Source organism: Natronoarchaeum sp. GCM10025321 (assembly GCF_042663585.1).
Lineage (GTDB): Archaea > Halobacteriota > Halobacteria > Halobacteriales > Natronoarchaeaceae > Natranaeroarchaeum.
This window is the reverse complement of sequence record NZ_JBHTAN010000006.1, coordinates 2,856,555-2,870,012: the sequence shown is the minus strand read 5'-3', so window position 1 is coordinate 2,870,012 and position 13,458 is coordinate 2,856,555. Positions and strand designations below refer to the sequence as shown.

At 60.6% G+C, this 13,458-nt stretch carries 7 protein-coding genes, 1 tRNA gene and 2 rRNA genes; 3 read left to right on the top strand and 7 right to left on the bottom strand.

Translation table 11 applies throughout. The features are described 5' to 3' along the window. Positions 1–4: 4 nt before the first annotated feature. From ACFQL3_RS17585 to ACFQL3_RS17570, 4 genes are all read right to left on the bottom strand, one after another. Positions 5–2,925: ribosomal RNA gene (locus ACFQL3_RS17585) — 23S ribosomal RNA — on the bottom strand. A 255-nt stretch (positions 2,926–3,180) separates the two neighbouring features. Next, positions 3,181–3,253 (bottom strand) — tRNA-Ala (locus ACFQL3_RS17580). A 144-nt stretch (positions 3,254–3,397) separates the two neighbouring features. Continuing rightward, a 16S ribosomal RNA gene (locus ACFQL3_RS17575) occupies positions 3,398–4,868 on the bottom strand. Together the 16S and 23S rRNA genes with 1 tRNA gene alongside form the textbook arrangement of a ribosomal RNA operon. A gap of 791 nt (positions 4,869–5,659) precedes the next feature. Next, positions 5,660–5,968 (bottom strand): non-histone chromosomal MC1 family protein, encoded by a 309-nt coding sequence (locus ACFQL3_RS17570; protein ID WP_377056696.1) that lies wholly within the window; start codon positions 5,966–5,968, stop codon positions 5,660–5,662. A gap of 258 nt (positions 5,969–6,226) precedes the next feature. Here ACFQL3_RS17570 and ACFQL3_RS17565 point away from each other — a divergent pair, with 258 nt between their 5' ends. Then, a complete protein-coding gene (locus ACFQL3_RS17565) occupies positions 6,227–6,424 on the top strand; it encodes a hypothetical protein (RefSeq protein ID WP_377056694.1) in 198 nt (65 codons plus the stop codon). A 65-nt stretch (positions 6,425–6,489) separates the two neighbouring features. Next, positions 6,490–7,545 carry a quinone-dependent dihydroorotate dehydrogenase gene (locus tag ACFQL3_RS17560; RefSeq protein ID WP_377056692.1) on the top strand — a complete coding sequence of 352 codons (1,056 nt, stop codon included), beginning with the start codon at positions 6,490–6,492 and terminating at the stop codon, positions 7,543–7,545. A 121-nt stretch (positions 7,546–7,666) separates the two neighbouring features. Here ACFQL3_RS17560 and pheT read toward each other — a convergent pair whose 3' ends face one another. Continuing rightward, positions 7,667–9,442 (bottom strand): phenylalanine--tRNA ligase subunit beta, encoded by a 1,776-nt coding sequence (gene pheT, locus ACFQL3_RS17555; protein ID WP_377056690.1) that lies wholly within the window; start codon positions 9,440–9,442, stop codon positions 7,667–7,669. After that, positions 9,442–10,953: a phenylalanine--tRNA ligase subunit alpha gene (locus ACFQL3_RS17550; protein WP_377056688.1), complete on the bottom strand. Its 1,512-nt coding sequence runs from the start codon at positions 10,951–10,953 to the stop codon at positions 9,442–9,444. The genes pheT and ACFQL3_RS17550 overlap by 1 nt, the downstream gene beginning before the upstream one ends. 431 nt (positions 10,954–11,384) lie before the next feature. Here ACFQL3_RS17550 and ACFQL3_RS17545 point away from each other — a divergent pair, with 431 nt between their 5' ends. Beyond that, complete coding sequence (locus ACFQL3_RS17545) at positions 11,385–12,473, top strand: P-loop NTPase (RefSeq protein WP_377056686.1); 1,089 nt, start codon at positions 11,385–11,387, stop codon at positions 12,471–12,473. Between the two features lie 35 nt (positions 12,474–12,508). Here ACFQL3_RS17545 and ACFQL3_RS17540 read toward each other — a convergent pair whose 3' ends face one another. Beyond that, on the bottom strand, positions 12,509–13,423 hold the full coding sequence (locus ACFQL3_RS17540; protein ID WP_377056684.1) for a hypothetical protein: 915 nt from the start codon (positions 13,421–13,423) through the stop codon (positions 12,509–12,511). Positions 13,424–13,458: the final 35 nt, after the last annotated feature.

The following is a 13,458-nucleotide window of genomic DNA, read 5'->3' as shown; positions in this document are numbered from 1 at the left end:
TATGAGTGAATGGCTTGGCATGTTAGTGCTCGCGGGCTCAACGTCTCGTTGCCTCGACGCGGACACCCCAAGTCTATCGAACTCGTCTTCTACGAGTTGCCTCAAGAGTACTTCGTATCCAGGTGGGTTTCGAGCTTAGATGCGTTCAGCTCTTACCCCGTGGTGCGTAGCTGCCCGGCACGTGCCCTTGCGGACAACCGGTACACCAGTGGCACCCAAGCGCAGTTCCTCTCGTACTATACGCTTGTTCCTGTCAAGTACTCAAACACCCCCAATAGATAGCAGCCGACCTGTCTCACGACGGTCTAAACCCAGCTCACGACCTCCTTTAATAGGCGAACAACCTCACCCTTGCCCGCTTCTGCACGGGCAGGATGGAGGGAACCGACATCGAGGTAGCAAGCCACCCGGTCGATATGTGCTCTTGCGGGTGACGACTCTGTTATCCCTAGGGTAGCTTTTCTGTCATCAATCTGGCCCATTGAGGGCCATGATTGGTTCGCTAGACCCCGCTTTCGCGTCAGCGTCCTTCGTTAGGCAGGACACTGTCAGACTATCTTGTGCTCTTGCACTCTGCGCCGGATTTCTGACCCGGCTGAGATAATCATGGGGCGCGCTCGATCTTCTCTCAAGCGCGTACCGCCCCAGTCAAACTGCCCGGCTACCGGTGTCCTCCGCCAGGAGTGAGAGTCACAGTCACTAGTGGGTAGTATTTCAAGATTGCCTCGGTGGCCGCCAGCGCGGGTACCTGTGTAGCGGCTCCTACCTATTCTGCACACTAGCGACCGTGTCTCAGCGACAGCCTGCAGTAAAGCTCCATAGGGTCTTCGCTTCCCCTTGGGGGGCTCCAGACTCCGCACTGGAATGTACAGTTCACCGGGCCCAACGTTGGGACAGTGACGCTCTCGTTCATCCATTCGTGCAAGCCGCTACTGAAGCGGCAAGGTACTACGCTACCTTAAGAGGGTCATAGTTACCCCCGCCGTTAACGGGTCCTTCGTCCCATTGTACTGGGTGTTCAGATACCCGCACTGGGCAGGATTCAGTGACTGTACGAGTCCTTGCGGATTTGCAGTCACCTGTGTTGTTACTAGACAGTCGGAGCGTCCGAGATACTGCGACCTGCTCCATAAAGAGCAGGCATCCCTTCTTGCGAACGTACGGGACTAACTTGCCGAATTCCCTAACGTCGGTTGCTCCCGACAGGCCTTGGCTTTCGCCGCCATGGATACCTGTGTCGGTTCTCGGTACGGACACCGTACTCAGATTTTCACGGGTTCCAGGTTGACCCAGCTTGCGGTATCTCGCCGTTCGTCCGCTTCGTGCCATTACGGCTTCCACGGAGTTGGACGGTTACACTGGGCGCGAGCCCAGCCTGGGCGACCCCGAAACGTCTCCTTTGAATGTACGGTGGCGCAGAAATATTAATCTGCTACCCTGTTTCGATCTCCTCGAATTGCGAGAGATCTTAGGACCGGCTAACCCTCGGCTGATCAGCATTGCCGAGGAACCCTTATCCATTTGGCCGTCGGGGGTCTAACCCGACTATCGCTGCTACTATGGCCAGAATTGTCGTCACCAGTCGGTCCACACGAGTTCTCACCCGTGCTTCCACCCAACTGGAGCGCCAACCTACTCGATCACTCTGTGAAGAGTGCGGCCAGGTCTCGGTAGTGGATTTGAGCCCCGATCATTTTGGGCGCCCCGAACCTCGGCCGGTAAGCTATTACGCTTTTCTTAGAGGGTAGCTGCTTCTAAGCTCACCTCCCGGCTGTCTGGGGCTCGGGACCACCTTCGGTTGCACTTAATCCACATTTTGGGACCTTAACCCGGCGCTGGGTTGTCTCCCTTACGGTACGCAGGCTTACCCCGCGCACCGGAATCCACGCGTCAACAGCGTTCGTAAGTTCGGAGTTTGACAGATGAGCCGACTCCTCTCGGAGGCGGGGTCATCAATCGGTAGCTCTACCTCACGAACGACCTCGGCGTAGGTCATGCTTCGACATGTTTCGGTTGGAACCAGCTGTTGCCGGACTCGATGGGCCTTTCACCCCTATACGTGAGTCACGAGAGGGTATTGTAGGACACCAACTCTAACAGGCCTCCACATGGCTTTCGCCATGCTTCACCTTGCTCACGCATAGATCGTCCGGATTCGGGTCGTGTCCGAATGACTCCCCGCACTTGAATACGGCGGCCCTGGGGCAAAGCCCTGCGGCCATGTCGGTTTCCCTATGCCTTCCCGGATGCACCGGTTAGACTCGTCATTCAGACACACTCTCTGGCTCGTTTTTCAAAACGCACGACGCGACATCGGCTTCCATTGGGTCCTACTGTGGGGTCGCCCCCAGGTCGTTTTCCAATGGACCTTGTATGCCCCGTCGCTCAGTGGCTGACTGAGTTCAAGCCCTATTGCACCTCCCGTTGTGGGGTGCTTTTCAGCGTTCGCTCACGCTACTTGTTCGCTATCGGTCTCGAGGAGTGTTTAGTCTTCTCAGTCGATGCCTGAGATATTCACGAGGGATATCCAACCCCCGCTACTCTGGAACTGACGCACACTCTACTGCTCGATCGTACGGGGTTGTCACCCTGTTTCACGCTCCGTTCCAGGAGACTTCTGATCGAGGTTCAAGTGCTGCAAGTCAGCCCGAACACCACATTGCCCGTGAAGGCTTCGGTTTGGACTGTGTCGCGTTCACTCGCGGTTACTAACGATATCGCGGATTGCTTTCTATTCCTGCCGATACTGAGATGTTTCAGTTCTCGGCGTTCCCCATTGCGCAAAGCAATTGCGGTGAGGATTCCTATTTGGAGATCCCGAGTTCTTCGCCTCCGTGCGGCTCCCTCGGGCTTTTCGCAGCTTGGCACGTCCGTCGTCGGCTCTCGAGCCGAGCTATTCACCAGCCAGCGTCGTAGCCACGTCTGTCGTCTAATCGTCTAAATCGTGTGTCGTCTGTGTTGGACCACTGCGGTTGAGCAGACTCGCAAGTCTGCCGAACTGGTCCAGTGGACGTCTGGATCGCACGTACACATGGTCTCGTCACACCCGGGGTGGTCTAGCCGAGTGTTCAACCCTTCCCATCCGCGCTTACACGGGATGGTGCATCAGTTTCGCTTCGTACTCCAACCGAGCGCCGTTTCCCACTTAAGGGCAACGGTTCGCGATTCGAGCACGAGTCATGGACCCACAGGGATTCTGAACCCTGGGCATCCTCCTTGCAAAGGAGGCACTCTACCGCTGAGCTATGGGCCCACTCCGGGCAGAGCCCGGAGAGGCGTGTATAGTGTTAGCTTTGATAGTTCGTTAGCGCCCGGACGCGTCGTGGTGGCGTCGGCCGGCGTGCGGACAGTGCATGAGTATATAGGTGGGTCGGGGCGTCGCCCCGATCCCGGTCAGTGGAGGTGATCCAGCCGCAGATTCCCCTACGGCTACCTTGTTACGACTTAAGCCCCCTTGCGGAGCCCAGATTCGACCGAGGAACTCGGCCTCATCCGGACCCCACTCGGGTGCTTTGACGGGCGGTGTGTGCAAGGAGCAGGGACGTATTCACCGCCACCTTCTGAGTGGCGATTACTACCGAATCCAGCTTCATGAGGGCGAGTTTCAGCCCTCAATCCGAACTACGACCGAGTTTCGGAGATTAGCGCCCCCTCTCGGGGTTGCATCCCACTGTCTCGGCCATTGTAGCCCGCGTGTCGCCCAGCACATTCGGGGCATACTGACCTACCGTTGCCCGTTCCTTCCTCCGTGTTAGCCACGGCAGTCTCCCTAATGTACCCACCTGGCGCGAGCCAGTGCTGGCAATTAAGGATGCGGGTCTCGCTCGTTGCCTGACTTAACAGGACGCCTCACGGTACGAGCTGACGGCGGCCATGCACCTCCTCTCAACAGGTCTGATAAGCTCATCACACTGATCGTCACTCCTGTTGTCGATGCTGGTGAGATGTCCGGCGTTGAGTCCAATTAAACCGCAGGCTCCTCCGGTTGTAGTGCTCCCCCGCCAATTCCTTTAAGTTTCATCCTTGCGGACGTACTTCCCAGGCGGTCCGTTTATCGTCTTCACTGCGGCACAGCACAGGCTCGTAGCCTGTGCCACACCTAACGGACATCGTTTACGGCCAAGACTACCCGGGTATCTAATCCGGTTCGTGACCTTGGCTTTCGTCCCTCACCGTCGGATCTGTCTTCTCGAGGCGCTTTCGCCACCGGTGGTCCGACCAGGATTATAGGATTTCACTCCTACCCCGGTCGTACCCCTCGAGCCATCCAGTCCCAAGCCAGGCAGGTTTCGCCGGCCGCCTACGTGTTGGGCACGTAGATTTCCCGACGAACTTACCTGGCAGGCTACGGACGCTTTAGGCCCAATAACAGCGGCCATCACTTGAGCTGCCGGTATTACCGCGGCGGCTGGCACCGGTCTTGCCCAGCTCTTGTTCCACCACCTCCCTACGGTGGTGAAAAGCGAGGACTATATGCCCTCGCACTGGGGATCCCCTTATCGCACTGGCGTGCAGTGTAAAGGTTTCGCGCCTGCTGCGCCCCGTAGGGCCCGGTATCTTGTCTCAGATACCGTCTCCGGGCTCTTGCTCTCACAACCCGTACCGATTACTGGCACGGTGGGCCGTTACCCCACCGTCAACCTAATCGGCCGCAGCCACAGCCTCTGGCGCCGGAGCGTTTCCAGTTCCGTGCAGTTCCAGCAGCGGAACGGTATCAGGCATTAGCCTCAGTTTCCCGAGAGTATTCCTGTCCAGAGGGTAGTTTGGCCACGTGTTACTGAGCTTTCCGCCACGAGTCTGAACTCGTGCGACTAGCATGGCTAAATCGGATCCCCATAGCAATGGCCTCCGGCAGGATCAACCGGAATGTGCCCCCTGGTGGGGGCGGTTAGGCGGGATGCCATCCCAGAGGGATGGCGTCACCTTATGTTCCCCGTCAGGGAACATGATCGCGTTTGTAACATTGCATGAGTCCGTAATCCGGCGACGACCAGGCACGAGCGCCCGGATGTCGCCGAACTACCAAAGCTAACATCAGATTCCATCGTGTACGGCGGACCGCAGGGGTGGAATCCTCATCTCTTTCGGACCAAATATTACCTCGAGAAAGCCCTTAAGGCCTTCGAAGCGCGTCTTTCGGTCCAGGCGACTGAGGCCCGAGTTGAACGGGCCGTCGGTCGCATCGTGTCGTTCGCATTCAATCCGAGTACCCTTATACACTTAAGGGCGTCGGATTCCGACTCCGTCGAGGATGTCGACGGAACCGCCGTGCGCAATACGACAGTAGTCCACTTTCACACTTAAGGGCATCGTTTTGCCACGAGCGTGTGAGCGGTGGAGCGTACCTGCCTCCGAGTCAGGTCGTGACCAGAGGGACACCGAGCGACTCGGTGGGAGTCGACTGCGTCACGTCGCTTGCATACTGTCGGAAGCCGGTGGTAAACTTAAGGCCGTCGAACGAATCCGCCATCGGAAGAGCGTACCATGGCAACGGGATGACTCGGTACAGCAGGTCACGGTACGAGCTGTGTTCAGGTCGTAAGGTGGCCGCACAGATGCGATACGGTAACAGAAGTGAAAGGTGGTTACAGAGAGCGTCGAAGGTGCTCGGCTACCGAACTGGCCGAGCACGACAAAAAAGCCATTCCTGGCGGACGATTTATTCGTCGAGGTGCTCGATGCCCTGTTTCGAGACGTTCGCCTCGGTGATCTCTTCGGGCATCCAGTCCGGCTTGTCGTCCGGCGCCTTCTCGTGCCAGGCCCAGCCTTCATAGATATGGACCTTGTCGGTACCTTTCTCCCGAAGTCGGAGTTCCGTCATCTCGGCCTCGTCTTCCGACGGTGCTGGTTCGAGACGCCGGGCGGCTTTCAGGGCAGCCTGTCGGGGAGTGTTACCCGAAAACACGCTCGGTTCCTCGCCTTCCTGTTCGCGCAGTGCAAAGTTTCGCTTACCGTCTTCACGTACCATGGTTTGTTGCCTCCATGAGAACCGAGCACATGACTCAATATAAATATATCCCCGAGGGGACGCCGATTCAGTGCTTAGTATATAATTCTAACCCATTTGTTCTCGCATGAGAGTGTGAAAACGTACGACGAAAGGGTGGTACAGTCGATATGTAGCCCCGAAAGGATGTCACGCGCACGGCTACCGTCCCCGAAATAGTTGCGTCCGTAGAAAACACTTAAGTATGTCGTGTGGCGAACTTCGTCATAGAATACCTCGATGGTACGGAAAAAGAAGCTCAGTCCCAGTGGTGCGAAGGGCGAAGACGGAGAATACCACAACGTCCACATCAACCTACACGAAGACGAGCTGGCGGTGGCTGGGATGGAGATCGGCGACGACGTCTTTGTACGTGTTCGGGAGGGCAAGATCATCATTCAGAAAGCGGACCAGGACGAAGTAGAGCACGACTTCTAACCCCCCGTACCGTCGATATCGTGTCTTCGGGAACTTTATAGCCAAACGGCCCAGGGTGACACACGATGGACGTTTACAGTCTCGCAAAGCCGATATTTTTCAAACTCCCACCGGAAACCGCTCACAATCTCGTCCACACTGGCCTCAAGATCGCACAGAACACGCCAGTCGAACGAGCGGTTGCAAACAGATATGCAGTCGAAAGCGACCGTCTCACAGTCGACCTGTGGGATCTCGAGTTCCCGACACCGGTCGGTGTGGCTGCTGGCTTCGACAAGAACGCGGAAGTCCCGTCGATGCTGAGCGCGCTCGGGTTTGGTCACGTGGAGATCGGAGGTGTCACCGCCGAGAAACAGCCCGGGAACCCGCGTCCGCGGATGTTCCGTCTCCCGGAGGACGAAGCGCTCATCAACCGGATGGGCTTTAATAACGACGGCGCAGACGAGATCGGCGAGCAGATGCGCCGACTCGAACTCCCCGACGTGCCAATCGGTGTGAACATCGGCAAGTCGAAGTCCACGCCGCTCGAGGAGGCCGCAGACGACTACGCGTACACGTACGAGCGCGTGGCCGAACACGGCGACTACTTCGTGGTCAACGTCTCCAGCCCGAACACGCCCGGCCTCAGAGAGCTACAGAACCGGGAGCATCTGGAACGGATCCTCGGGCGACTCAAAGAACAGGGTGCGTATCCGCTACTCGTCAAACTCTCGCCGGATCTGCCCGAGAGTTCGATCGAAGACGCGCTCGCCGTCGTCGACGACCTCGATCTCGACGGCATCATCGCCATCAACACGACGACAGAGCGAGCGGAGACGCTAACGAATCCGAACGCCGCCGAAGAAGGCGGTCTCTCCGGGAAGCCGATCGAGCAGCGAGGAACACGGACGGTACAGTTCGTCGCCGAACGGACCGACGTACCGGTGATCGGCGTGGGCGGCATCTCCAGTGCGGAAGGAGCCTACGAGAAGATCCGGGCCGGAGCGAGCGTCGTCCAACTGTACACCGGGCTAGTCTACGAGGGCCCCGGGATCGCACGCAAAATCAACGAGGGGCTGCTGGACCTGCTCGATCGGGACGGCTTCGATTCGGTCGAGGACGCCGTCGGCGTGGATCTATAGCGCATCGGCTACAGGTTTTTCTACCAGACCGAGCCCAGAGCGACGCGTGTACTGGCCGATGCCGTGGCGTGGTTCGAACTGTGCACCGCGACACGCCACGGGCGAAAGCGGTGCCTGTTCGCTACTGTAGCGCGTCCAGTCGGAACTCGAACGCCGAAACCGGCAGTTCGAGTTCGTGTTCGACCAGCACCCCGGGATGGACTTCGCCGACGATACCGACCGGTTCACCGTCGATGACGACCTCGGCAGTCCGGCCGTCGATAAAGCTCGGGTGCGTCGTCGCCGGCGTCTCCAGTTCGACGCCGAAGTTCCGTGCTAGCGCCTGGAGACGGCCCTTGGCGTCCTCGTAGGTGGCATCGTGTCGGGCGAGTACGCCAGCGACCGCACGGTGTTCGGCAACGTTCGTGTTCTCCGATTGGTCCACCTGCGCGGCGAGACCGATCTCGACGAGGTCCTGTGGATACCGCCGGTGTGTGTTCCCTTCGAGCACCATCATCAGCGAGGGGAGCACCCACGTCCGAAGCATGGTGTAGTCCTCGCTGTAGGGGTTCTTGATCGTGGTCGGCGTCCCCGCGCCGACGGCATCGGCATCCGGCGAGAGGCTCATCCGATCGAAGTTCTCGGCCTCGTTGATCATGTAGAAGTTCAGCATGTCCTCGAAGCCGAGTCCGACGAGTTGGGTTCGGACGGCATCTTCCAGTCGGGAGCGTTCGTGTCGCCCACCGACAGTGCTCACGTCGGGGTACCGCGGTTCGAGGTCGTTGAATCCATACGCCCGGCCGAGGTCGTCGACGAGATCCAGGGGATGGAGGATATCGACGCGATACGGCGGAATCGTCGCCTCGTAGATCAGGTTGCCCTCGTCGTCCTCAGCCGTCACGGCATCGAGGCCGGATCGCTCGAAGAGGTCGATCACTTCGTCGGGGTCGAAGTCGACGCCGAGCAGCGTCTCGATCCGCTCGTGTGAGACAGCCTTCTCCGATAGCTCGAAGTCGGGGCGCACGAGACTTCGTTGCGCCTCGTGCTCGTCAGCCGCGGTCTGATGGGTGGAGAGTTCGCGGTCGGAGTACTCCACCATGACGTCCTCGATGGTCGCGGCGCGGGCGTCGAGCGCGTAGCAGATGATCGCACACATTCGGTCAATCGTCCACTGGTCGGTGCCCGTCAGTTCGACGAACAGATTGCGCGAGTCGGTCGTCACCTCGGTACGGCGACCGTTGATCACTGGCGGGAACGAGAACAGGCCGATGTCGTCGTAGATCGCCGGATAGCGGTCGTACTCGCTAACGAGGTCGGCGTACGTCTCCCCCGTCGAGTGTTCTTCGAGCACTTCTCCGGGAGTGAGTTCCCGGTCGGAGTCGAGCGGGACGAACCGGTCGCCATCCGGTTCGACGCTCGTGTAGCGGATGCTGTTGGTCGTACGCTCGTCCCCGGCGGTCGGGTCGAGCGACGTGCCTTTCAGCATCGTAAGATCGTGGATGCCGATGGCACCCTTCGCACGCTTGCGGCCCATCGTAGCGTGGAGCTTTTCCTGCAACTGGATAAGCGAATCCAGCGCAGCCTCGTCCAGCGAGACGCCGCGGATCACCGCACCGGTGACGTAGGGGCGGTCCTCCGGGGCGTCTTCGACCTCGATGACCCAGTCAGCGTCGTTCGTGTTAGGGACGTGAACGCCACGGTCGTCGCCGTACTGGTAGCGGAGCGACCGGGCGATCCCCTCGACGGAGAGCCGATCCAGTCGGTCCGGCGCGAACTCCAGTTCGAAGTCGCCGTTCTCGGTCGAGCCCTCGTACTCGAGGCCGAGCGAGAACAGGTCGTCTTTGAGTTCCTCGTCGGATTTCTCCTCGTGGTCGGTCAGTTCGCGCAGTTCGTCCGGGTCGACGTCGACTGTTGGCATCAGTACATCACCTCGGTATCGCGTAGCAGTTCGAGATCACACAGCGTCCCGTGGACATCACGGATGTCCTCGAAGCCGTAGATCAGCATGAGCAGGCGTTCGAGGGCGAGCCCCCACGCCATCACGTCGCAGTCGACGCCCAGCGGTTCGAGCATCTCCTCGCGGAAGATGCCGCTGTTGCCGATCTCGATCAGTTCGCCCGTCTCGGGGTGGGTCCCGAAGAGCTCGAAACTCGGTTCGGTGTAGGGGTTGTAGTGCGGTTTGAACTCGATATCGGTGATCCCGAACTGGGCGTAGAACTCCTCGAAGGTGCCCATGAGGTCACGCACCGAGAGGTCCTCGGCCATCACCCAGCCCTCGATCTGGAAGAACTCCAGCAGATGCGTCGGATCGAGCGTGTCGTTACGGTAGACCTTCTCGACGCTGAAGTACCGCTGGGGCGGTTCGAGTTCGCCGACCTGCTCGCCGGAGAGATACCGAGTCGAGAGTGACGTGGTGTGCCCGCGCAGCGCGAGCGCACGCGCGAAGTCCTCGTCCCACGGTGAGTGGTAGCCGTCGCCGTGCTCGCCGACGCCTTCGCGGTGGGCGCGCTCGACGCGCTCGACGAGGTCGGCCGGAAGGTCGTCGATCTCCTGGGGGTTGTCCATTGCAAAGCGGTCCCAGTGGGTTCTCGCCGGGTGGTCCTGGGGCATGAACAGACAGTCGTTGATCCAGAAATCCGCGTCGACGTGGGGGCCCTCCATCTCCTGAAAGCCCATGCCGACGAGGACGTCCTTGACGCGATTGGCCGTCTGGCGAAGGATGTGCTCTTTCCCGCCGCCGTACTCGGGGGCGTCCGCTTCGACGTTGTATTCCGTGAACTCGACCTCGCTCCACTCGCCGCTGGTGAGCATCTCGGGGGTGAGCTGGTCGACGGTTTCGGCCACCTCGACGCCCTCCATCAGCGCGGTGATGCCGTCGTCGGTGAGTCGCACCGACCGGACCGTCCGCTCCGAGCGATCGACGAGCCCACGGTGAGCTAGCTGGTCGAGCGTCTCCTCGTCGGCCGGGGCCGGATCGCCGGACGCCAGCGCCTCGAGCGCCGCCGCCTCCGCATCGGTATCGGGATCGGCGTCGGGATCGGCCGTGATCTCGCCGCTGTCGATGGTGCCGTAGCCTTTCCGGGCGTAGTTCGAGAGCGCGATATCGACGGCCGCTCCGTCGAGGCCGGACGCACCGATACCCTGGCCCATGGAGACGGCATCCTCGTCCGCACCGAGCTCTGTGGCCGCCTCGTAGAGGCGGACCTCGGGAAGCCCCTCCTCGAGATACTGCCGCCCTTCGTCGGTGAGTTCGACGCTCTCCTCGACCGTCTCCTCGATCGAGACGAGCCCATCGGATTCGAGATTGAACGCCGCGCCGGTGACGGTCTCGGGCTTTTCCTCTGTCAGCGTCGCTATCTGGTCGATCGTCTGTGCCTCGTCCGCGCTCGCGGCTTCGAGGACCGCGACCTGTGATGCTGGGAGTTTCATGGATTCATGTATGTCACACTGCGTGGTCGTCAGTTACCGGTTCCGGTTTAGCGGTCGGTTTCGTCGACGCGTCGGGCGAGAAGCCGTCTGCGTGAGTCCACCGATCGATCAGACCGAAAAGAAAAACCCGAGACCCTGACTGGCTGGTGGTCGGATCGCCGCACCACTGGCACGAGTAGCGGGTTCGGGTGCCATACGAACCCATAGTGAGGAGTCAGAAAAAAACCTTGCGAGTCACGGTCATGATAGAAACCAACACGGGATAGATCGTTCTCGTGAAATGAAAACCGACTGGGAGCATATACAGTTACACCACCAAGCTACGATCGAACAGGGCGAATACGAACGGTACCGAGCCCGAAACAGCAATCGGCTATGAGCAGAGCAAATGCGGCCCGGCTTCCAGCGGGAACAACTACGACGAACCATCCATGACATCCGAACGCGAACTCCTCGATCAACTCAGCACAGTGACCGACCCACAGTTGGACGACGATGTCGTCTCGCTCGGGCTGGTAAACGACGTCGCTGTCGAAGACGGGACGGGTCACGTCTCGCTCGCGCTGAACACACCCTACGCACCGGGCGAGATGGAACTCGGTGATCGAATCCGAACGGCCGTCTCGGACCTCGGCTTGGAGCCGGAGCTACACGCCGGCGTAGACGAGGAACTGGGCTTCGACACCGAGGTGTACCCCAACGTCAAGAACGTCATCGCCGTCGCGAGCGGCAAGGGCGGCGTGGGCAAGACGACTGTCGCGACGAACCTCGCCGCCGGGTTGAGCGACCTCGGCGCGAACGTCGGCATCCTCGACGCGGATATCCACGGGCCGAACGTCCCGCGCATCCTCAACGTCGAGGACGAACCGGCGCTGACCGACGATCAGCGTCTCGTCCCGCCGACTTCGGACGGGATCAGCGTCATGAGCATGCGCTTTCTCACCGAGAACGAGGACGACCCCGCAGTCCTCCGGGGACCGATGGTCAACAACATACTGGTGCAGTTCATCGAGGACGTCGAGTGGGGACTGCTCGATTATCTCGTCGTCGACCTCCCGCCGGGGACCGGTGACGCCTCGCTGAACCTGCTCCAGAGCGTCCCGGTGGCTGGCGCGGTGATCGTCACGACGCCCCAACAGATGGCCGTCGACGACGCCCGCAAGGGACTGGAACTGTTCGAGCAACACGACGCCGAGGTGCTCGGCATCGTCGAGAACATGAGCGGGTTCCAGTGCCCGAACTGCGGGGACGTCCACGAGGTGTTCGGCCAGGACGGCGCGGACGGCATCGTCGAGGACTACGGCGTCGAACTCTTGGGTCGGCTTCCGGTCCACCCGGAACTCGGCGCGGAAGGAACGGGGCGACCGGCAGTGACCGACGAGGACAGCGAGGTGGCCGAGCCACTCTCCGAACTGGTTGAAACCATCGCTGACCGGGTTGGAGAGAGCAACCGTCGAACCGTCGGCGAGCACAGAGACGACGATAGCGGACCGGCCGGGTGGCTCGAAGAGGACGCCTGACGCCGCGTCGCCGTCGGAACAGGACGAACTGACGATTATTCCGCTGCGCCCTCTATCCTCCGTGCGTCGACTTCCAGATAGCGCGTCTCACAGTCGGTACAGGCGACCGCGACCACCTCCCAGGACCGACAACAGGACTCGACCGTCTCGTTACCCATCCGGATCTCGCCATCGCAGAGCGGACAGACGGGCAGGAACGACCGGAGCGCTTTCAGAATCGGGAGGCGCTGGTGCGGGTCGAGGGCCGTCCACCGCCCGTGCTCTGCGAGGAGCAGTTCGTTCGCAGCGGCGTCCGCGAGCAGCGCCCCCGTCGAGATCCAGCGCTGGCGGCCGATACCCGCTGCCTGGATCGCCACGGAGTCCTCGCCCTCGTTGCTCTCGATACCCTCGGCGTCGGCGTCGAACAGCGGCGCGAGGAACGCCGGGTCGGTGATCTCGTCGCGATGCTGTGCAGTCGCGTCGAGCCACGAGCGCTCGAACTCCTCGGTCAGACAGAGATCATCGACCGCTTCGCAGGGTTCGACCACGCCGAGATCTGCGAGCAGTTGCTCGGGGACGAAGTCCGGATCGGTCGCGCCCGTCTCGCTAGCTGGGGCATCGGTAGTACTGTCCCCGTCGTCGTCCGACGCGGTGGCTCCGGTAGTCGCCCCGTCCTCGGATGCCGGGACGAAGCCTCCAGTCGAGTCGGATTCGGGCGCTTTGTCGAACAGCGCCAGCACGCGATCCGGAAGATACCGCTTCGTCAGCGCGGGCGTCCCGGGGACGAGATAGCCCCGGAAATATATCGCGAGGAGGGAGAGGCCGAAGACGGCGACACCCAGAAGCGGGACGAGCCAACCGACCGCGACCGAAAGCACGGCCGCGATACAGACGTTGACGACTGTACAGGGCGTACACCGGTTTTCGCCGGTGTACTCGGACTGTTTGAGCGTGTCGACGCGAGTGGACATAGCTACGGCTTCTTCGAGCCAGGTAAAAAATTTCA

Bases quoted from the DNA above. Each gene is read 5' to 3' on its own strand.
- ACFQL3_RS17545 (WP_377056686.1), top strand. From the start codon at position 11,385: ATGACATCCGAACGCGAACTCCTCGATCAACTCAGCACAGTGACCGAC.
- pheT (WP_377056690.1), bottom strand. From the start codon at position 9,442: ATGCCAACAGTCGACGTCGACCCGGACGAACTGCGCGAACTGACCGAC.
- ACFQL3_RS17565 (WP_377056694.1), top strand. From the start codon at position 6,227: ATGGTACGGAAAAAGAAGCTCAGTCCCAGTGGTGCGAAGGGCGAAGAC.
- ACFQL3_RS17550 (WP_377056688.1), bottom strand. From the start codon at position 10,953: ATGAAACTCCCAGCATCACAGGTCGCGGTCCTCGAAGCCGCGAGCGCG.
- ACFQL3_RS17570 (WP_377056696.1), bottom strand. From the start codon at position 5,968: ATGGTACGTGAAGACGGTAAGCGAAACTTTGCACTGCGCGAACAGGAA.
- ACFQL3_RS17560 (WP_377056692.1), top strand. From the start codon at position 6,490: ATGGACGTTTACAGTCTCGCAAAGCCGATATTTTTCAAACTCCCACCG.
- ACFQL3_RS17540 (WP_377056684.1), bottom strand. From the start codon at position 13,423: ATGTCCACTCGCGTCGACACGCTCAAACAGTCCGAGTACACCGGCGAA.